The following is a 17,521-nucleotide window of genomic DNA, read 5'->3' as shown; positions in this document are numbered from 1 at the left end:
CATGACCTCTCGTTCGAGCCTGTTCCGCGCCGCGCTTCGGATCCCGCCGTCCTGCATCGTGTTCGTGGTGCTGCTGGTCACCCTCTGGGTGCTGCGGCCGAACATGATGAATCCTGCGATCCTTGGAACGTTTGCCCGCCAGGTCGTGCCGCTCGGCATTGTCGTGCTCGGCCAGCTGCTGGTGATCTCGTCGCGTTCGATCGATCTGTCGGCCGGCGGCATCATCCTGCTCGTCAACTATCTGATCTCGTCCGGACTGCTCTATAGCTGGCCGCTGCTGCCGATCGTCCTGCTTTGCCTCGGCGTCGGGCTGGCGGTTGGTCTGGTCAACGGCCTTCTGGTCGGCAAGCGGCGCGCGTCGGCCGTGATCGTAACGCTCGCGATCAACATCGTGTTGATCGGTCTCGTCGAGTACCTCGCTAACGGTAAGCCGCCCGGCGACGTGCCGGCGGAATTCCATGCGCTCTACAATCTGCGGTTCTGGACGATACCGGCGCCGGTGATGTTCTGGATCGCGCTCGCCGGCATCATGAGTGCGTTTCTCGGCGTCTCCGTGTTCGGACGCTTCGTGTGGTCGATCGGCAGCAACCCGACGTCGGCACATTTCTCCGGCGTGCCGGTCGAACGGACCGTCGTCATCGCGCATGTGATCTCAGGGCTGATGTCTGCGGTGGCCGCGCTGGTGCAGACCTCGTCGATCGCCGTCGGCAGCGTGCGGTTCGGGCCCGAGCTCGTCATGAATTCGATCGCGGCAACGATTCTCGGCGGTGTGGTTTTTGGAAGGCCCGCAGAGGTATGGGGCCCGTTCGTGGGCGTCCTCTGCTTTGCGCTGCTGTTCGTCGTCATGACGACGATGGGCGTGCAGGAGCCGGGCAAGCTAATTGTGCAGGGCCTGATCATCCTGCTTGCCGCGATCTTCTACGGTCTACGATCCAAATCCAACTGAGTGAGGTCACGATGACGAGACGTATCCTGTGCTTTGGCGATTCCCTGACCTGGGGATGGATCGCCGTCCCCGAGGGATCTCCGACGACTCGTTTTCCCGTTCACGAGCGCTGGACCGGCGCGATGGCTGCGGCCCTCGGCAACGGCTACGAGATCATCGAGGAAGGCCTGAGCGCGCGCACGACGTCGATCGACGATCCCGTCGATCCGCGCCTGAACGGCTCGGCCTATCTTCCCGTCGCGATCGCAAGCCACATCCCGCTTGACCTCGTCATCCTGATGCTCGGGACGAACGACACCAAGAGCTACTACCGTCGCACGCCTTATGAGATCGCGGTCGGCATGTCGAAGCTGGTCGGTCAGGTCCTCACCTCCGCCGGCGGTGTGGGAACGATCTATCCGGCGCCGAAGGTTTTGGTCGTGGCACCGCCGCCGCTCGCCGATCTGCCAGACCCCTGGTTTCAGGGCATGTTCGAAGGTGGACGCGAGAAGACGGTTCAACTCGCGGCCCAGTACAGGGCGCTCGCCAGTTTCATGAAGGTCGAGTTCTTCGATGCCGGCAGCGCGATCGCGACGGCAGGCGTCGACGGTATTCATTTCACTGCCAAGAATAATGCCGATCTTGGACTGGCTCTTGCGAGAAAGGTTGCCACTCTCTTCGCCAACTGATCAGGAGACGACATTCTGGCAGCGAATTCAATTTCTGTTCGATGGACCGAGGCGCTATGTCTCCGTCGCCTCGCGTGGAGCGCCGTACGTGCTGCCCAATCCGATTCCGACGCATCTTCAGGTCATGGCAGATCATCGCATCAGTTTGTGCCGATCGTGACGGTCACCATTGACGAATGTGAGAGTTATGGACGGCACAGCCACGTCGATGCTGAAATGCAATTGCGTCAGGACGATTGGCCAGCGGTCGCCGTACCTTCAGGAAGAAGCCGTTCGGCATTGCGAAGACGCCAAAATGTATCAACGAGTTCGAACCCGACAAGCAGAACCCAACGAAGGCGTACGGGAAGGTAGAGTCGCCATGGTCGCTGACGCGCCGATCGGAGACGATACGAGCACCCGGTTAGTCGATACCGTGTCCGAAGGGTTGTGGTGAAGGGCATACATAGGAAGCGCAACCGACAGACCTGACGAGAACCTGGGGTGGCCGTGTTCAGATCGGGCATCCGGCCGATTGGTTGGCAGCGGCGCTCAATCCCGCGCAAGAAAGAGCCCGGCATCAACCCGGGCTCTCTTACGTTCAGCGCTGATGACCTAGACCGATTCCGAGAGCTCTCGCTTTTTGCCTCAGAGATCCTTCGGTTCTTTTCATCGCCTTTGCGATCTTCGTTACTGGCGTTTTGGCTTTGGAGTGCGCCTTAAGTTGCTTCACATCGACAACCGTATATTCCTTGCGCGCGACCCTTTTGCTTTTCTTGGCCAATGTACCAACCTCAGTTGTTTATGGGAGATGTGGTCGTATCACGACGGCGCAAATGCTCAAGTAAAACGTGAAAGCGATGGAGGTACGCGGGCAAGGCAGTCTCCTGATGGGGAGGCAATCATTTCGCACCACGCTGCTCGTTACAAGCGGGGTCGGGATGTCTGAGGGGAGGCATAACCGGCGCACATGAAATTGCAGAATCGATGGCAGTTTTGACCGCGAGCAGCAAATTCGCGAATTCGTCTGCACAGGAAGCAAACGGCCGCGGTTGGCAGCATATGTTCGCCGGCTGAGACCGTGACAACCCGAGGGCGGGAGGCTTCGGTGCCGCGCCCCTTTCTCGTACTCCGCGCTGACACGGAAACGGGGCCTGGACCTGGCTTTCCGCGGTATGTCTGCTCGATGGAGAGCCAGGAGGTCAGCCCGCGCGAGCGGCAAATTCGTCAATTGCTCGCATCTTCACGTCGCCTCAGAGTGAACAGTATCCCGCTCGGAACTAATACAATGAGAAGGCCAGGGATAGGGGTCAGAAACAGGAGTAAGTTCAAACCGGAGAACAGACTTTCAAAGATCGTCGGTGCAACGTAGTGGACGGGAAGGCCGATCGTAAATATCGCAAGGATGTACAAGAACATGAGGCCTGGCGTCCAGCCGACGTCGATGGCCAGAGGCAACAACACCCAAATCAGCCACAAGCTTGAGCCCGTCAACCATGCCTTCCACGACGGCATGCTGCGACGCCAGCGAAGGAAATAAAGTGCGAAAAGAGCAATCGTCACCAGAGGATCCCAAGCCATTCTAGCGGGCAAATACAGGGCCGGAAGGCTCTCGGTAAGCATACCAATCCTGTCGAGGAAGACCGCGAAGCCTTTGGAGCCGAACGTGGCGACTGATGCAAGGAGAGCTATGAAAGGGCTGGCTATCACGCACCCAAGCGCAACCGCGCGCGCACGAGAAGACAGAAGGATGGTCGCCACTCGGAAGATGAGCCCAAGCGCGACGATCGCCTCGGCTAGCGCGAACAGTGCAACCATGAGTATCCGACGATCAGTCAATCCGATTGCTCAAGCGTAGGCCTCTAGTGTTGCCGGATGACGTTACGGTTCGCTAGCAAACATCAATAGCCAAGCCCTGACTGTTCAACTTCCTCTCAAATTCGAGGCCACATGCTTGGAGGTGAGACGGCAATTTTCTTGGCAGATGACCAGCGCCGTAGCCGCTATGAACTGCCGCCGCTTCAATCGCGTCGTTTTTGCAGTCGGCCAGCTACTTCCGGTCTGCCGTCAACTTCAGACATCGCGCTGCACCGCGCAAACTGAAGCGATGGGCCAATAGGCGACCTCGTTACTCCGTCTGTAACACGGATAACTGAACGTCCATCCCAGCCTCACCCGCAGCCGCAAGGGATCGGCGACAATCTTGGCGAGTTAGCCGTTTAATGGGCAGAATGACAACTGCCTATTGCAGCCTCAATAGCTGGTTTCGCCTGGTGCTTGTCGTGGCCTTCGGCTCTGCTGCCCGACTAGGGCGGCAAAGACCAGGGCGACGACTGCGACCGAGATGACGATGATCGCGCCTGAAAATGCGTAGATGGTCGGCGAGGCACCCGAATTCATCGCGCCGAACATATAAAGCGGAAGCGTGTTCTGGCGACCGGCCAGGTAGTAGGCGCGCGCCTGCTCGTTCAGTGAAAGGAGAAATGCAAAGACGAAGCTCGAGATGAGATTGGTGCGCATGAGCGGCAGGGTTATGTCGACGAAGGCCCGTATCGGCCCGGCGCCGAGGTCGCGAGCCGCCGCGATGGTGCTGGGCCTGACCGCCGACAGGCCGATGAGCGAGACCATTGCGGCGAACGGCAGCGTCCACAGAAGATGTCCGATTGCTATGGTGACCCAAGATGGGGCGAGACCGACAACTCTCAGAGCAGTCGACAGACCGAGGCCCTCAATCGTACCCGGGACGAACATGGCCGAGAGAATGACGAGGAGGAATACGCCGCGCAGGCGCGTCATCGCCCGGTAGGCGAGCGCAGCAGAGAGGCCGATCGGCGCCGCCAGTGCGGCTGTTGCGAGCCCGACCAGCGCGCTTTCTTTGAGAGCCCCGGCGAGGCGGCCATCGTCGAGAAGCGCGAAATACCATTTGAGGCTATAGCGGCTCGGCGGAACGAGTCCAAGCTGCTCGTCCGGGTTCAGCGATGCAAGCAGCAGGTACAGTACCGGCGCATACATGATTGCCAGGCTCAGCGCCGTGATAGTAGTGAACAAAAGCCGGCCGCCGCTGGTGCGTCCCGTGACGATTGCATCGGAGCTCATATGCCGAGGCTTTCGAACAGGCGCGACAGCCTGAGCGCGCGATTTGCGATGATGATGAGGACGGTGAGCACAGTGACGACAACAGTCGCGATTGCGAAGGCGAGGGGGAAATTCACCACTCTCAGTACATCGTCGATCATGATGGAAATGGACGAAGCACCAGCCCCTCCAAGAAGCTGAACCTCCATCGACGTGCCAACGGCGGCGACGAATACGAACAGAAAGCCCGCCACGATTCCCGGCAGGACGAGCGGTAAGACGATGGTTGCGAGCACGGTCCAGAAGCCTGCACCGAGGTCCTGGCTTGCACGAATCACTGAATGTTCGATCCGCGCAAATGCCAGCACGATGGGAACTATCGCGAATGGCAGATAGGCGGCGACCATCCCCATCAGGACCGCAAAATCGGAGAACAAAAGCCATTCGACTGGAGTCTCCACAATTCCAAGGCTCATTAGCGCGTTGTTGATGACGCCCTGCCGACCAAGCACGAGGCGCCATGCAAAGGCGCGCACGAGGCCGCTCGTGAAGAATGGAATGGTGAACAGTGCGAGCAGGAGCGCAGCCCGGCGCGGTCCGCTCAACAGACCGACGACCGCCGCGGCCGGAACCGCGAGCAGCGTGGAAGCCGTAGCCGTCAGTGCGGCAAGGCCCGCCGTGCGCAGAAAGACGGTTGCTCGTCCGTTGTCGAGGAGGGCCGCATATGACGCGAACGACCAGGCGGGCTTGATCCAGTAGGTGTCAGGATCGAAGCTCCAGAAACTCCATGTCGCAATCAGTGCCAGCGGAATGAAGCCCACCCCAACAAAGACCGCGAGCGACGGAAGCGCGAGGAGGAAGCCCGCCGGCCGCAAGCCGGCGCCCGCGCTTTCGTCGGGCCCCGGTTCGCGAGGCACTACGCGTTCCTCAACTTCTGCCACCATGTTTCGTAGAGCTGGAAATTGTCCGGCCGGGTGTTTTGCCAATAGACCTTGCCGGCAAACTTTTGCTTCACACGCTCGGTCAGTTCCCGGACAGCCGCCGGATCGAAAGCATTCGGATGAGCCGTCGCGTAGGCGACGCTGTTGTCGGTGGGAATGACATAGCCGCGCAGCTGGCCGAGCTTGCAGCCGTAGAATCCCGCGAGAAGGGCATTGACCATCTGATGGGCCGCCTTCGTACGCCCGCGGACCACCGCGCTCTTCAGCAGGACGGTATTGTTAGCCCATCCCTCGTAGCCTTCCCTCGGCACGGCATAATAGCAATCGATACCCCGCTTCCGCGCAGCATAAAGGATGGGTTCCCAGCCGGTCATCACCCAGACCTCCTGGCTGGCCAGGAGCTGGAGACCTTGTTCCCAACCGTTCCAGAACGTGCGGAACTGGCGGTCCCGCTTGTGCTTGATCAGGAATTCCATGACCAGCCCGAGTTCGTCAGCGGTCAGGTTGCCGGGCTCGGCAATCTTCGCATTCTCGGAGTTCTTCAGATAAATGGCGGTAAAGGTGACGCTATTGATCCAGGCGTCTTCCATGGCGGTCTTGCCCTTCAGCTTCGGATCAAAGATGACGCCGTAGCTGTCGACGCTGCCAACCTTGTCCCTTACGGCGATCATGGAATCGGCATTGATGACGGTCGGAATTCCGTAGACCTTGCCATCGTGGGTCAGGTAGGGAATGTCCTTCGCCCACTGCCACACGCTCGCATAATGCGGTATTTGCGAAATGTCCCAAGGCGCAATCAGGCCGCGTCTCGCCAGTTCCTTTTCGCTGCCTCCCTGGAGCCCTCCGACATCATAAATGTCGATTGCGTTGCCAGCCACCAGCTTCGCAACGACCGGCCCCGGGTCATTGCCGTTGTCGGTGAAGTCGACTTTGACACCGCTGTCGTTTGCAATGGTTCTCCAGCCGTCGTCGCCGATATCGAGCGTGCCGGTTGCCCAAAAATTGATATCATCTAACGCTCGGGCGGCGCGCAATCCGCCCAAACTTCCGACTGCCAGCGCGCCAGCGCCAAGAACACCGTTCTGAACAAGCTGGCGGCGTGTCAACTGGGAAAATACGGCCGGTGGAGAGCCATTCCCGATGCTGTACGCCATTGTCCAAGCTCCTCGGGAGCCTTCCGGCTTGATGCATATCATAATTCAGGCGCCTTTGCAGAGACGGCGCTGGGCAGATATCAGGGCTCGACGAGCGCGTCCGGTAGCAACAGCGGCTTTATGGGTTCCCAAACAATCTCGATGCTGCTGCCTGATGCGGGTACCGCGACACCCGAGTCCGCGGAGATGAGAAATTTGAGCGCTTGACCGTCAACCAAGCGGCTCTCAACCTCGACGTCCCGGCCCTTGTAGGCGGTGGAAATGACCGTGAGTGGCCCGAGATCACTTCGTTCTTTCGGGTGCGCGATCCTGATCCGCTCGGGTCGGAGGACCAGCACATAACCGTTCGCCGGGTCACGGCTGACGGGCGGCTCACAGCGGATATCCCGTCCAGCTACGCGCGCATGCCAGTCGGCAATGCCGGAATCGACGCACTCCGGCTTCAATATTGCGTCGAACCCAACGAACCGCGCGACGAAGGCATTGGCCGGTCGTTCGAAGATTTCGCGCGGCGTACCGATCTGTTCGATGCGGCCCGCTCGCAAGACTATAATTCGATCGCTTAGAGATAGAGCCTCATCCTGATTGTGAGTGACGGCAAGGATGGTCGCGCCGAGCCGTCGGTGCAGACGACTGATCTCGCCGCGCAGTTGCTGGCGCAATCGCTCATCGAGCCCCGTTAATGGCTCGTCGAGCAGAAGTACAGCAGGGTCGAGCACCAGCGCTCGGGCCAGCGCCACGCGTTGGCGCTGGCCTCCGGAAAGCTGGTGTATGGGGCGCCGCTCGTAGCCTTCAAGGGCAACGATAGCGAGCATCTCCGCCGTGCACTTGCGCCGCGTGGCTGGGTCGACGCCACGTACCTTAAGACCATAGGCCACGTTCTCGGCAACTGTCATGTGCGGAAACAGGCCGAGGTCCTGAAAGATCGTGTTGCATGGCCGCTTGTTGGGCGGAAGCGCCGTCATGTCCGTACCGGCGAAGAGAATACGGCCTGCGGTCGGCTGCAGGAAGCCACCGATTATTTGCAATATCGTGCTCTTGCCAGAGCCGGAAGGCCCCAGCACCGTGACGAAGCTTCCCTCCGGCACCTCCAACGAAATATCGGACACGACAGGTTTGTCGTAGACCTTGGTTACATGATCGAGCGCTATGGCGGCTGGCGAACTCATCCGGCCTCCTCGTTCGCCAGAAAACCGAAACAGTCAATGGCTGACGTTGCGCGCCTGTGCAGTATCCACCAATCCGACCGGCAGAACGAATTGGACGCGCGCGCCGGTCTTGCCGTCTGACGATGCCGAAAGTTGTCCGCCGTGGCGCTGAACGATCATGCGGCAGATCGCGAGGCCCAATCCCATTCCATTTGCCTTGGTCGTGACGAATGCATCAAATATGTTGTTCAAACGTCCAGAATCAATCCCAGGGCCTGAATCCTCAACTGCGACCACGATTGTGTTGCGATCCCGAGGCTGTGTGCTCACCCGCAGCAGGCGTGCTTTATCCGTTGTGGTGGCCATGGCATCGATCGCATTGTGGACCAGGTTGAAGACCACCTGTCGCAACTGACCCTGATGACCTTCGATCAGCGGCAGATCGGATGCAAGTTCGGTTTCGGTCGCGACGCCGTGATCCCTCAACTGTCCGTGAAGCGATTGCAGCACGCCACGTGCAATCTCGTTGACATCGACCGGTCGTCGGCTGTGATCGACCTTCTTAAAAAGGCCGCCGATGCTGTCGAAGACCTCGCTCGCGTGATGGCAGTCGGTGATGATCCCATTCAGAATCGCCCGCAACTCGTCAAGATCGGGCGGCATCATTCCAAGAAATCGTATTCCCGCAAGGCCGCCTGTCGCAATAGCCCCCAGGGGTTGGCGTACTTCGTGGGCGATGGACGCTGTCGCCGCCTCGACATTCAGCAGTTTGTTGTCTCGTTCGCGCTGCAGTGTCTCAACCGCCTCGCGCAGGGCGCGTTCGGTCCGTCGCAGGTCCGTTATGTCCGTCGAGATGCCGCAAATTCCCTGGACTTCGCCGGCGTCTGAAATTAGCGGTACCTTCTTTGATAGGAGCAACCGGTCACCTGCAGGTGTCTTCGACATTTCCTCGGATTCCGACAGCTTGCCCGTCCTCATGGCGGCGACGTCATTGCTTCGATACTGCTGGGCGATTTCTAGGGGAAACACGTCGAAGTCTGTTCTGCCGAGGCACTGCTCCCGAGTCACGTTGCACAGCAACTCCATGCCTCGGTTGAGGAAGATATAGCGACCATCCTTGCGTTTGGCGTAAATACTCGCGGCGCTGTTTTCGAGGACGGTGTGCAGGAGCAGATGGTTCTCTCGCAACGTCTCGTAGAGCGCTTCGATCCGCTGCCTCACGTCTGCAAAATGCTTGCGTGCTTTTGGCTCCGCGAGGTCCGCTTCAAGAGCATCAATCTCTCGCTTCAGTGCGTCATAGTGCGCTTCAAATTCCGGTTGCGACATTGGGATGCTCGGGCCAACCGGCTTCACGACCTCATATCGAGGCAGCCATCCGCGTCCACTTTGCGGTCGCCACTATGACGCTGATGTACAAAGGCAGAACGCTACTACGATTTTGGCGGGTGTTCAATCTCGCGTGCCGATCGGCACGGAGGTTTTGCCGATGGTAGGTCCGTACCAACACTCGCCCGCTTTGCGAGCCTGTGTGATTGGTTGTGCAGTTGACGAAAGTAAGGTCGCGAGGCCGTTTGCGAAGAATGCCTCGTCGAGTCCCTAGTCTTGTGCAAACACCACCACTGTTCTAAAAGCACCTGGCAATGGCAAAAAAAGCTCTCATTGCGATTGTCGATGACGATCAATCCATTCGCCGCTCGACGGCAACGCTCATGATGGCGTTCGGATTCGCTGCCCGGAGTTTTGCGTCGGCTGAAGAGTTTCTGCAGTCCCCCGAACTCGGCGAAACGTCCTGTGTCATTTCTGATGTTCAGATGCCGGGCATCGGCGGTCTCGAGTTGCAGAGCCGATTGGCGTCCACACATCGTGAAACGCCTGTCATCTTTATTACCGCTTTTCCGGATCCTCGAATCCAGGAGAGGGCGCTCGCGGGCGGGGCCATCTGCTTTCTCACGAAGCCTTTCGACGGAGAGATCCTCCTTCAATGTGTCGATCGAGCCCTCAACCGATCCAACAGTTGAGCGCATTTCTCGCGGGCGTTCTGGCAAGCCGAGCGCCACACTCTATCTCTGTCGAATATATCTTGAAGGACGGCGCCTATTCGGGAATGCCGGCCTTGATCAAGCCCTCCGCGAACACCTCGCAATGGGCGAAGCCGCGCAGATTGTCGCGCAGCACGCCCACCCTCAGCGGTGGCCCGACCGTGTTGCGGCGGGCGGTGAATTCCACCGCCTCTTCGATCAGGCCGAGATGCCCGCAACAGCTGATGAGCGCATTGTAGTGCCCAGCGAATTCGGCATCGGCGGCGACTGATGCCCGGAGATACGGCAGCGCCTCCGCGAAGCGTCGCGCCGCGAGCAACGCCAAGCCGTGGATCGTGGTGTAAAGGCCGGAAAAGGAATCCAATGGGCTCATGCGAAGCGCTTTTGCAGTTTCGGCGATCGCATCATCGAAGCGACCTGCCCGCAACAACGCCCAGCCATAAGCCGTGTGCGCGAGCGCGAAGCTGGGATTGAGGTTGAGGGCGGCCTGGTGCTCGGCCAGCGCGCGCTGGTGTTGGCGGGAGGTGCTCAAGTTGAGGCCGACGGTCATGTGGGCCCACGGCTCGCCCTGGTCAAGACGCAACGCCTCCTGGGCACGCAAGGCGCTCTGCCTGTAGCCCTCGGAGCGGTCTTCAACGTAATAGTAGAGCGTGGCCCACCAGATCGCCCAGCTGAGAGTGGCGTGCGCTCGCGCATAGTTCGGGTCAATCTCTATGGCGCGGCGCAGCAAGCGTTGTGCCTCTTCGTTGTGCTTGCGGCCAAACTTGTTAATAAGGTCGATGGCGCGGACCACGAGTCCCCAGACATCGACGCTTTCAGGCGGCTGTCGGGCGGCACGATAGCCCTCCTGGGCGTAGAGGTGCGGCTCGATCGCGGCAACGATGTTTTCCGTGATCTCGTCCTGGACCGTGAAGATGTCGTGCAGTTGACGATCGTATTTCTCCGCCCAGATGTGCTTGGCCGTCTCCCCATCGATGAGCTGACCTGTGATGCGGATGCGCTGGCCAGCGGTGCGTACGCTGCCCTCCAGCGCGTAGCGCACGCCCAGATCGCGGGCGATTGTCCTCACATCGACGGCTTTGTCTTTGTAGACAAAGGCCGAGTTGCGGGCGATGACGAAGAGCCAGCGAAGCCGGGACAGCGCCGTGGTGAGATCCTCGGTGACGCCGTCCGCGAAGTACGCGTGCTCCGGTTCGTCGCTGAGGTTCGTGAAAGGCAGGACCACGATCGACGGCCTGTCCGGCAATGGCAGGGTTGGCGGAGCCGACGCGGCAGCGGCCAAGCCGACGTTGACCCGAAATACCTGCAACGGGTCAGCGATATTTTTCAAGCGCTGCTCACCCATATCAGCGTACTGGGTGTCGATCTTACTCTTGACCTGTTCGTATGCGGAACGCGACAAGCATATTCCGCCGGGTTCAGCAATTGCTTCGAGTCGCGCTGCGATATTGACACCATCGCCCAGAATGTCATCGCCCTCGACCAGCACTTCGCCGAGATTGATGCCGATGCGGTATAGCACGCGCTGTTCCGCGATCAGCTTGGCATTGCGTCGGGCCATTAGCTTCTGCACTTTGATCGCGCATTCGACTGCTGCCACCACCGATGGGAACTCAATGAGCACGCCGTCGCCCGTGGTCTTGACAATCCGTCCGTCATGCTTTCCGACGATTGGCCGCATTGCCGCTAGATGGTCACGCAAGCGGCGCGCTGTCCCGGCCTCGTCCATGCCCATGAGCCGGCTGTAACCAGCCACGTCGGCGGCAAGGATCGCTGCAAGCCTGCGTTCGACCCGCTGCTGTGCCATGGACTGCTCTCCAGGCTACGGCTCGCGGCACTGTACCACAATGAGCGCACGGCTATCACCACGAGGCGATATCTGGTCCTGCCGCCGCCGTTATGGAGGTGCATATGTGTGTTGTGGGGCAGAGGGCGACTTTATCAGTTCAGCCGCCGCCGCCATAGGTAATGCCAATTGTCGAAAGTCATGCTGAGCGCGGGGACGAGTGTCGGCTGCGGGCGAACGTAATCGGCAGAACTTAATTTTCGAGATCGACGTACTGCCGAAGCCTGAAGATGATGTCGGGCAAAGCCTTTCGCAGGCGTGAAGCATCCTGGGAAGTTGTCGAGAACGGTGCGAACTCGATCATGGCGTTCCAGGGGCGACTTCCGTAGACGGTGATCGAGACCCCGGACTTCGGAAAGCCGTCTACTTTGCGAAGCCCACCAAGGACGAGGTCGGCGATCGCCACAGCTGGCAATCGCGCTCGTTTTTCATCGTGGCCACCGGCGGACAAGGGAACGACTTGCTTGGCTGATGGCGCTGCCGAGGTCGCGGGCTCCTCTTGGGGCTTTGGCGGCATGTCCGGCGCCGGAGGTGCGGTGGCGGGCTCGGTCAGTGCTGAGGGGGTAGCTTCAGCGAGCGGATGCGGCCCGGAAGCTTGATCGTCAGCGCGCTTGCCGCCCAGAAGGCCGCTGATCAGTGCCGCAAGACCCGAATCTTTCGCGTCATCGCTCATCGCTCTCTCGCAGTTGGGCCTAGCTTAGCAGCTCCCGCAACGGACGCCACTTCGCCTGGACAAGTGGTCGCGGTTCCTGTGTTCGCAACCGAACCTTCAGGTGTGTAAAGGTCCGCTAACCTCCACCTCTGCGAGATACCTGATTCACGAAGGGGCGTTCGAAGGTGTTGGGTGGTCTGGTGATGCGCTGGCGTATGCGCAATTTTTTGTTGATCTGTCCAACTTGCAAAAATGCCGCTTCCGCGATCTGCGGGCGCTACATGCTCGGCGAGGAGCGACTGACGTGCAATCGCTGCGGAGCGACTGAGTCTGTGACTTTCTGGCGTTTCGAGGGGATAGCTTACCGCGCGTGCGCGATGAATGGTCGCACGGGCTATTGCGCTCACGGCTAGTTAAAGCAATGCAATTTGTGGACTAGAGAATGACAAATTGGGTGATCGTTCGAGCCTACGGAAGGCAATTAGATCAGTTGCGCGGAGAGGCATCCCGCATTTCACGGGCAAACAAGATCGACTGGTGGATTGAGCGCGACGTCCAAGGGACACGATTCTGCTTTGACGACGTTGAGGCGAAGAGGGCGTTCGTCTCAATATGCGAAAACGTCGGTGTTTCGCATTTTGACGGCGCGCCACCAGCGTGAGGGAAGCAGCAGCGTGGATCGCTTCAATCCGCTTGACATAGGTCAAAGGTCGAGACCGGGAATAAGTGGCAATTTGCCGCGTTCGTTTGTCGCTACCGGGCAGACAGCGCTATTCATGATGCTTAGGGTGAAAACGGGCGGCAGGCTTACGGACTGCTGCCTACTTGCTCTGATTAAGCCATACTCAGACACCCGCCCCCAGTTGATTTTCCCCTGACTTGGGGGCGGGCTTCTCTCGACAACTTGTGGCTTCGGCGCCAGTCACCGAGTGGTCACCACCCGGTACGCCTTGGCCTTCTTGCGTCTTGGCTCGGAATCTGGCGGCGGCTTCCCGCGGTTGAAGGCTCGCATGATGCCGATCCGGGCGAACATGGTTGGGCCGCCTTGCTCGGCCACCAGCATCAGCGCCTCCATCGCTGCTCGCCATTCCGGCGCGTCGTGCTCGCGCTTGGGAAGGGCGGCAATGTACTTGCCGGCATCGCGCAGCCTCACCGGCTTGCGGCCGTCAACCGATATAGGATCGTCGAAAGGCCACCCCCAGCCTCGATCTGTCATTCTTGGTACTGCCCGCCCACAGTTGGAACATGTCAGCCCAGTTTCCTTTTGAACGAAAGACAGGCCCTGTTGGGTGCCGTGGGCCGTCACGATCCAATTCAGCAACCAGTTTTGTTGCTTCCGCTTCCTCTTGATCTTGGTGATGTCGGCTTCTGGCTCCCTAATGCGAAGTCCCGGCGGGCTCTGAAATTGTCGGCTTATCGGGGTAGACGGGAAGCAGTTGGCCGTCTGTCCAACCAGCGCTTTGACCCGTTGCCGACGTTGGCTTGAGGGGAGCCTAAGCAAAGAATGGGTGCGGAGCGTCTCCCGTCCCTTTTGCTTTCATAACCGCGACGCACTCGTCAATCTGTTGATCGGACATGTTTAGTTCGAATTCGCCGCGCAGCACGTCCCTAAACTCCCTCTCGGTCGCGAGCCAGCGCTTCTCGGCATGCCCCTCCGCGTCGCGGACGGTGACACGCGCGTTGTACATGGTGATCCGGCGCCTGTTCGGCCCCGGCTTCGCCACGATGATGTTGCACTGGTACGGCGTGTCAGGATGGGTCGCGGTGTACCAGTTGGTGATCTCGTATTCGCCATCGTACCGCGGATAAGGAACGACCCGGTAAATGTGCTGCCAGCCCTGCTTGAGCCGCGCTTGGAGCGTCAGCTCTCCGCCAACATCGATAAAGCGCATAACCTCGTGCGGTGTCTCTTGCTCAATCTGCGGTGCGAGCAAGAGTGCGCAGGTCGGCGCGAGATTGCCGAAGCCGACATCCGCCAGATAAATTCCCTCCGGCAGCTCCACTTTCAGCAGCATGTGGATGGCCGGGCGCGGTGCGTCGATCTCCAGCCCGCGCACGACACGCCCTTGAAGGCTTGTGATCCTGTAGCCGAGCGACCGAAGCCCGGCCCGAAACAGCATGTTCTGTTCAAAGCAGTATCCACCCCGCCTGCTGGCGATCATCTTGTGCTGAAGCGTAGGTACGTCGAGCTTGGGCGGTTGCCCGAGCATAATATCGAGTGTTTCGTAGGGGATTGAATGCGAGTGTGCCAAAATAAGTTGATTTAGAGTCTCAAGCGTAGGTGTGAGCGACCCAGAATAGCCGATGCGCGTAAGCCAGGCTTTCTGATCGAGTTGTGTGTCGGACATTTCACGCACTCTCGGTGTTTCGCGGCTCGTCACCTTGCGGGACGCACTTCATCTGCTGCCACCCGTTCGGCAGGTTGGGGATACCATGGAAGTCCGGTTCCCGCGTGATCGAGCGGTTCCCCCGGCCAAATGAAATCAAGATTTCTCCTAAATCGTGCCGGTGATTGTCGTTTCGCTAATTAGGTACCGGGTCGACAAGAACATTAGGAGGAGGCATTACCCAATGCCGACGAAAGACGGTTTTACTTCGAACGATCCTTTGTCTCTCTTTCTCTCCGAACATGCCGATGAACCCGAGCAGCAGGGACTCGGGAAAGCTTTGGACAGTGCGACTATCTCGTCGCGAGTCCTCAAGGCGAGTATTTTGGTTGCAACGGCGACAGCGATCGGTATCGCGATTCTATCAGTGGAAAATCCAGCGACGCTCTTTGCGGACGTCACGGCTTTGCGGATCGACAATTCGGTGCTTCAGCCTGACACCGATCAGTCGACACCAACAGTTCAATCAACCGCAATGCAATCAACCGCCGATGCTCAGGCTTTGCCGCCGACGGCACGGGACGCGCCGTCGGTTAATCCCGAGTCGGCGCCGCCATCAGTCAACAAGACCGCCGCAACGAACGCGCCGACCGACGACGAATTTGCTGCCGCTTCTGAACCCGCCGCTCAGAGTCAGACGGAAAGCAGTGAGCTACCATCTGAAGCCCTGTTCAAGCAATTCCAGGCTTGGAGGGCCGAGGAGGATAGACGGGCACAGGTCGCGCTCCTGCAAGATGCCCGACCAGAGATCTGGCCCATGCAAAAGCACCGAAGGGTCCGGCCCGTGCAAAATGCGCGGGCAAAGATCCGGCACGCGCAGAAGCCCCGAGCAAAGGTCCAGCGGGAGCAAAATGCAGAGGTACCCGTCCGGCCCGTACAAGATGCACGAGCACAGGACCAGTCTGTGCAGAGTGCCCAGGCACCATCGTTCCTGCAAATCTTCGGCCCGTTTAGAGCAAGCCCGCCCCAGCGTGGTCCTTGAACAGCTCGGCGTCCCGCACATAGCCGCGTAGGTTACCGACTGGCTTGTGTCGGCTCACGTCTCTTGGCGCTGGCCTAGTTTAACCCCTGGTGGCCTAAGTTGAATTCACAGTGGCCTGATTTGAACTACTACGGGCCATGGAATTGAACTCGACCCTGACCTGTCCAGCCTGCGGCCACCAAGCCACCGAGACTATGCCAACCGACGCCTGCCAGTTCTTCTATGACTGCAAGGGCTGCGGCACCCGGTTTAAGCCCAAGGCTGGCGATTGTTGCGTGTTCTGCTCTTATGGCTCTGTCCCGTGCCCGCCGGTTCAAGAACAAGGCAAAGCATGATGCTGCGAATAAGGCCGCCGGTGGTACTGTCCTGACTTGGACACGCGCTCTGCCAAATTAGAACATTGTTCGGGATAAAGTGGCAATCGAGTCGTGACCGCTTTCTGGAGTGGGTGACTCAGGAGGGCCTCAGCCGGTCAGCCCCCGGCTGGGGCCTTTTCGTGCGCCCGTCCAATAACAACGCCGAGCGGCGTTTCAGGCCTCAAATCGCAGCCGCATTGCCCGCAGTGGAAAGTGAGATAACAACATGCGATCCATTTTGATTATCGCGATGGTGATTGGATGGATTGCTCAGGCGGGAGCTATCGACCGAAACAAGTGGATCGAGCAGACTGCAAGAGCGAGCAAAGCTTGCCTTGCCAAATTTCGGCAGAAGTTCGGTGAAGCAAAAGGTCACAATTACGCTGACTGTGTGACGGATCAAAATAACAGAGCAGTGGACACCTGTACTGGCAACAGCGAGTTTGCCAATTGTGTTTTAGAGCGAACATTGAGGGTATTGGAAGTGTGCGACCTGTCGGGATGCTAAGGTAGTCGTTGCGGGTTCATCGCGTACCCTAGCAGCCCAATCAGGCACGCGGCGAATTAGAGCCGAGCACAGGCCTTTTCCGCTGCAGTGGTCGTCGGAGCAATAGACCAGGATGCCACGCACGCCCATCTGGCGCATGTCCGCCTGAGGCGGTGAACCAGGGCGCCGGGCTTCGGTCGCGCTTCAGAGCTCAGGCTCCATCGAGGGATGGCTGCAGTGCCGGCACTCTCTGATGAGGCTGGGTCGCCGTGGCGCGGTTCTTAAAGTGGTCGAGGACGAACAGGCGTATCGCGGACGACAGATTGCTGTGAGGGCGGTTGCTGTCGATCTCGCCGACCAACTCCGACAGCGTCATGTTGCGCAGGCCGGAAATCTCCTTCATGCCATTCCAGAAGGCCGCTTCCAGGCTGACGCTGGTCTTGTGGCCGGCGACAACGATGGATCGTTTTACGACGGGGGATTTCATGGATTCCTCGCGCTTAGTCAGGAGACGATCTCGAATTTCTAATGGCCCCGCGGCCAGGCCGATCTTTGACTCATATCAACGGTCGTCCTCTGCTTATGGCACCATGGAGCATGACACCGTCTAACGAGCCTCGCCCGGGAAAGGACGCGCCAAAGCCTTCGCACTTGGACGAGGCGCGCCGAATCATCGAGGAGTATGAGAAAGATCTGCGAGAGATTATCAAGAAGCTCTACCAGAAGATGAACTAAATAGGATAACCCACAAAGGTGATGCAAAATCCCGGATGACGTCAGTGTGGGCGAGTCGTTCGGTGCCGTCTGTTCGGTAGGCAACAATTCGCCCCGCTGCGAGAGAAGCCCGTGAACCGGCGGGCC

The 17,521-nt window shown here is 59.3% G+C and carries 18 protein-coding genes; 6 read left to right on the top strand and 12 right to left on the bottom strand.

Features of this window, described 5'->3' with window-relative positions:
• Position 1: 1 nt before the first annotated feature.
• Entirely contained in the window at positions 2 to 946 is a 945-nt protein-coding gene (locus QQL28_RS13275; RefSeq protein WP_284265706.1) for an ABC transporter permease, read from the top strand.
• A gap of 11 nt (positions 947 to 957) precedes the next feature.
• On the top strand, positions 958 to 1,614 hold the full coding sequence (locus QQL28_RS13270; protein ID WP_284265704.1) for an SGNH/GDSL hydrolase family protein: 657 nt from the start codon (positions 958 to 960) through the stop codon (positions 1,612 to 1,614).
• A 580-nt stretch (positions 1,615 to 2,194) separates the two neighbouring features.
• On the opposite strand, the gene QQL28_RS13265 is transcribed toward QQL28_RS13270, so the two are convergent.
• From QQL28_RS13265 to QQL28_RS13235, 7 genes are all read right to left on the bottom strand, one after another.
• Positions 2,195 to 2,377: a hypothetical protein gene (locus QQL28_RS13265; protein WP_284265702.1), complete on the bottom strand. Its 183-nt coding sequence runs from the start codon at positions 2,375 to 2,377 to the stop codon at positions 2,195 to 2,197.
• A gap of 443 nt (positions 2,378 to 2,820) precedes the next feature.
• Positions 2,821 to 3,411, bottom strand: a complete 591-nt coding sequence (locus QQL28_RS13260; RefSeq protein ID WP_284265700.1) for a hypothetical protein — start codon at positions 3,409 to 3,411, stop codon at positions 2,821 to 2,823.
• Positions 3,412 to 3,846: 435 nt separating this feature from the next.
• Positions 3,847 to 4,689 carry an ABC transporter permease gene (locus tag QQL28_RS13255; protein WP_284265699.1) on the bottom strand — a complete coding sequence of 281 codons (843 nt, stop codon included), beginning with the start codon at positions 4,687 to 4,689 and terminating at the stop codon, positions 3,847 to 3,849.
• A complete protein-coding gene (locus QQL28_RS13250) occupies positions 4,686 to 5,585 on the bottom strand; it encodes an ABC transporter permease (protein ID WP_284265698.1) in 900 nt (299 codons plus the stop codon). The genes QQL28_RS13255 and QQL28_RS13250 overlap by 4 nt, the downstream gene beginning before the upstream one ends.
• Entirely contained in the window at positions 5,585 to 6,763 is a 1,179-nt protein-coding gene (locus tag QQL28_RS13245) for an ABC transporter substrate-binding protein (protein ID WP_284265696.1), read from the bottom strand. The genes QQL28_RS13250 and QQL28_RS13245 overlap by 1 nt, the downstream gene beginning before the upstream one ends.
• Before the next feature lie 80 nt (positions 6,764 to 6,843).
• The gene (locus QQL28_RS13240) at positions 6,844 to 7,932 is read right to left on the bottom strand and encodes an ABC transporter ATP-binding protein (protein ID WP_284265694.1); all 1,089 of its coding nucleotides are present in this window, start codon (positions 7,930 to 7,932) and stop codon (positions 6,844 to 6,846) included.
• 33 nt (positions 7,933 to 7,965) lie between these two features.
• Complete coding sequence (locus tag QQL28_RS13235; protein ID WP_284265692.1) at positions 7,966 to 9,237, bottom strand: two-component system sensor histidine kinase NtrB; 1,272 nt, start codon at positions 9,235 to 9,237, stop codon at positions 7,966 to 7,968.
• A gap of 314 nt (positions 9,238 to 9,551) precedes the next feature.
• Here QQL28_RS13235 and QQL28_RS13230 point away from each other — a divergent pair, with 314 nt between their 5' ends.
• On the top strand, positions 9,552 to 9,929 hold the full coding sequence (locus tag QQL28_RS13230; RefSeq protein WP_284265690.1) for a response regulator transcription factor: 378 nt from the start codon (positions 9,552 to 9,554) through the stop codon (positions 9,927 to 9,929).
• A gap of 76 nt (positions 9,930 to 10,005) precedes the next feature.
• Here QQL28_RS13230 and QQL28_RS13225 read toward each other — a convergent pair whose 3' ends face one another.
• The 4 genes from QQL28_RS13225 to QQL28_RS13210 form a co-directional block, all read right to left on the bottom strand.
• Positions 10,006 to 11,757 carry an adenylate/guanylate cyclase domain-containing protein gene (locus QQL28_RS13225; protein ID WP_284265689.1) on the bottom strand — a complete coding sequence of 584 codons (1,752 nt, stop codon included), beginning with the start codon at positions 11,755 to 11,757 and terminating at the stop codon, positions 10,006 to 10,008.
• Positions 11,758 to 11,989: 232 nt separating this feature from the next.
• A complete protein-coding gene (locus QQL28_RS13220) occupies positions 11,990 to 12,469 on the bottom strand; it encodes a hypothetical protein (protein WP_284265687.1) in 480 nt (159 codons plus the stop codon).
• Positions 12,470 to 13,370: 901 nt separating this feature from the next.
• Entirely contained in the window at positions 13,371 to 13,664 is a 294-nt protein-coding gene (locus QQL28_RS13215; protein WP_284265685.1) for a hypothetical protein, read from the bottom strand.
• A 277-nt stretch (positions 13,665 to 13,941) separates the two neighbouring features.
• Positions 13,942 to 14,796 (bottom strand): arylamine N-acetyltransferase family protein, encoded by an 855-nt coding sequence (locus tag QQL28_RS13210; RefSeq protein WP_284265683.1) that lies wholly within the window; start codon positions 14,794 to 14,796, stop codon positions 13,942 to 13,944.
• Positions 14,797 to 15,019: 223 nt separating this feature from the next.
• Between QQL28_RS13210 and QQL28_RS13205 the strand changes: the two genes are divergently transcribed.
• From QQL28_RS13205 to QQL28_RS13195, 3 genes are all read left to right on the top strand, one after another.
• Complete coding sequence (locus tag QQL28_RS13205; RefSeq protein WP_284265681.1) at positions 15,020 to 15,817, top strand: RodZ family helix-turn-helix domain-containing protein; 798 nt, start codon at positions 15,020 to 15,022, stop codon at positions 15,815 to 15,817.
• A gap of 137 nt (positions 15,818 to 15,954) precedes the next feature.
• Entirely contained in the window at positions 15,955 to 16,152 is a 198-nt protein-coding gene (locus QQL28_RS13200) for a GDCCVxC domain-containing (seleno)protein (RefSeq protein WP_284265679.1), read from the top strand.
• Between the two features lie 247 nt (positions 16,153 to 16,399).
• The gene (locus QQL28_RS13195; protein WP_284265677.1) at positions 16,400 to 16,681 is read left to right on the top strand and encodes a hypothetical protein; all 282 of its coding nucleotides are present in this window, start codon (positions 16,400 to 16,402) and stop codon (positions 16,679 to 16,681) included.
• A 190-nt stretch (positions 16,682 to 16,871) separates the two neighbouring features.
• On the opposite strand, the gene QQL28_RS13190 is transcribed toward QQL28_RS13195, so the two are convergent.
• The gene (locus QQL28_RS13190) at positions 16,872 to 17,147 is read right to left on the bottom strand and encodes a ribbon-helix-helix domain-containing protein (protein WP_284265675.1); all 276 of its coding nucleotides are present in this window, start codon (positions 17,145 to 17,147) and stop codon (positions 16,872 to 16,874) included.
• Positions 17,148 to 17,521: the final 374 nt, after the last annotated feature.

This window comes from Bradyrhizobium iriomotense (genome assembly GCF_030160715.1).
GTDB lineage: Bacteria > Pseudomonadota > Alphaproteobacteria > Rhizobiales > Xanthobacteraceae > Bradyrhizobium > Bradyrhizobium iriomotense.
Note: the sequence above shows the minus strand (reverse complement) of the source record. Positions and strands in the feature narration are given on the sequence as shown.

Bases quoted from the DNA above. Each gene is read 5' to 3' on its own strand.
- QQL28_RS13200 (WP_284265679.1), top strand. From the start codon at position 15,955: ATGGAATTGAACTCGACCCTGACCTGTCCAGCCTGCGGCCACCAAGCC.
- QQL28_RS13190 (WP_284265675.1), bottom strand. From the start codon at position 17,147: ATGAAATCCCCCGTCGTAAAACGATCCATCGTTGTCGCCGGCCACAAG.
- QQL28_RS13220 (WP_284265687.1), bottom strand. From the start codon at position 12,469: ATGAGCGATGACGCGAAAGATTCGGGTCTTGCGGCACTGATCAGCGGC.
- QQL28_RS13230 (WP_284265690.1), top strand. From the start codon at position 9,552: ATGGCAAAAAAAGCTCTCATTGCGATTGTCGATGACGATCAATCCATT.
- QQL28_RS13260 (WP_284265700.1), bottom strand. From the start codon at position 3,411: ATGGTTGCACTGTTCGCGCTAGCCGAGGCGATCGTCGCGCTTGGGCTC.
- QQL28_RS13255 (WP_284265699.1), bottom strand. From the start codon at position 4,689: ATGAGCTCCGATGCAATCGTCACGGGACGCACCAGCGGCGGCCGGCTT.
- QQL28_RS13240 (WP_284265694.1), bottom strand. From the start codon at position 7,932: ATGAGTTCGCCAGCCGCCATAGCGCTCGATCATGTAACCAAGGTCTAC.
- QQL28_RS13210 (WP_284265683.1), bottom strand. From the start codon at position 14,796: ATGTCCGACACACAACTCGATCAGAAAGCCTGGCTTACGCGCATCGGC.
- QQL28_RS13195 (WP_284265677.1), top strand. From the start codon at position 16,400: ATGCGATCCATTTTGATTATCGCGATGGTGATTGGATGGATTGCTCAG.
- QQL28_RS13235 (WP_284265692.1), bottom strand. From the start codon at position 9,237: ATGTCGCAACCGGAATTTGAAGCGCACTATGACGCACTGAAGCGAGAG.
- QQL28_RS13205 (WP_284265681.1), top strand. From the start codon at position 15,020: ATGCCGACGAAAGACGGTTTTACTTCGAACGATCCTTTGTCTCTCTTT.
- QQL28_RS13245 (WP_284265696.1), bottom strand. From the start codon at position 6,763: ATGGCGTACAGCATCGGGAATGGCTCTCCACCGGCCGTATTTTCCCAG.
- QQL28_RS13215 (WP_284265685.1), bottom strand. From the start codon at position 13,664: ATGACAGATCGAGGCTGGGGGTGGCCTTTCGACGATCCTATATCGGTT.
- QQL28_RS13275 (WP_284265706.1), top strand. From the start codon at position 2: ATGACCTCTCGTTCGAGCCTGTTCCGCGCCGCGCTTCGGATCCCGCCG.
- QQL28_RS13225 (WP_284265689.1), bottom strand. From the start codon at position 11,757: ATGGCACAGCAGCGGGTCGAACGCAGGCTTGCAGCGATCCTTGCCGCC.
- QQL28_RS13270 (WP_284265704.1), top strand. From the start codon at position 958: ATGACGAGACGTATCCTGTGCTTTGGCGATTCCCTGACCTGGGGATGG.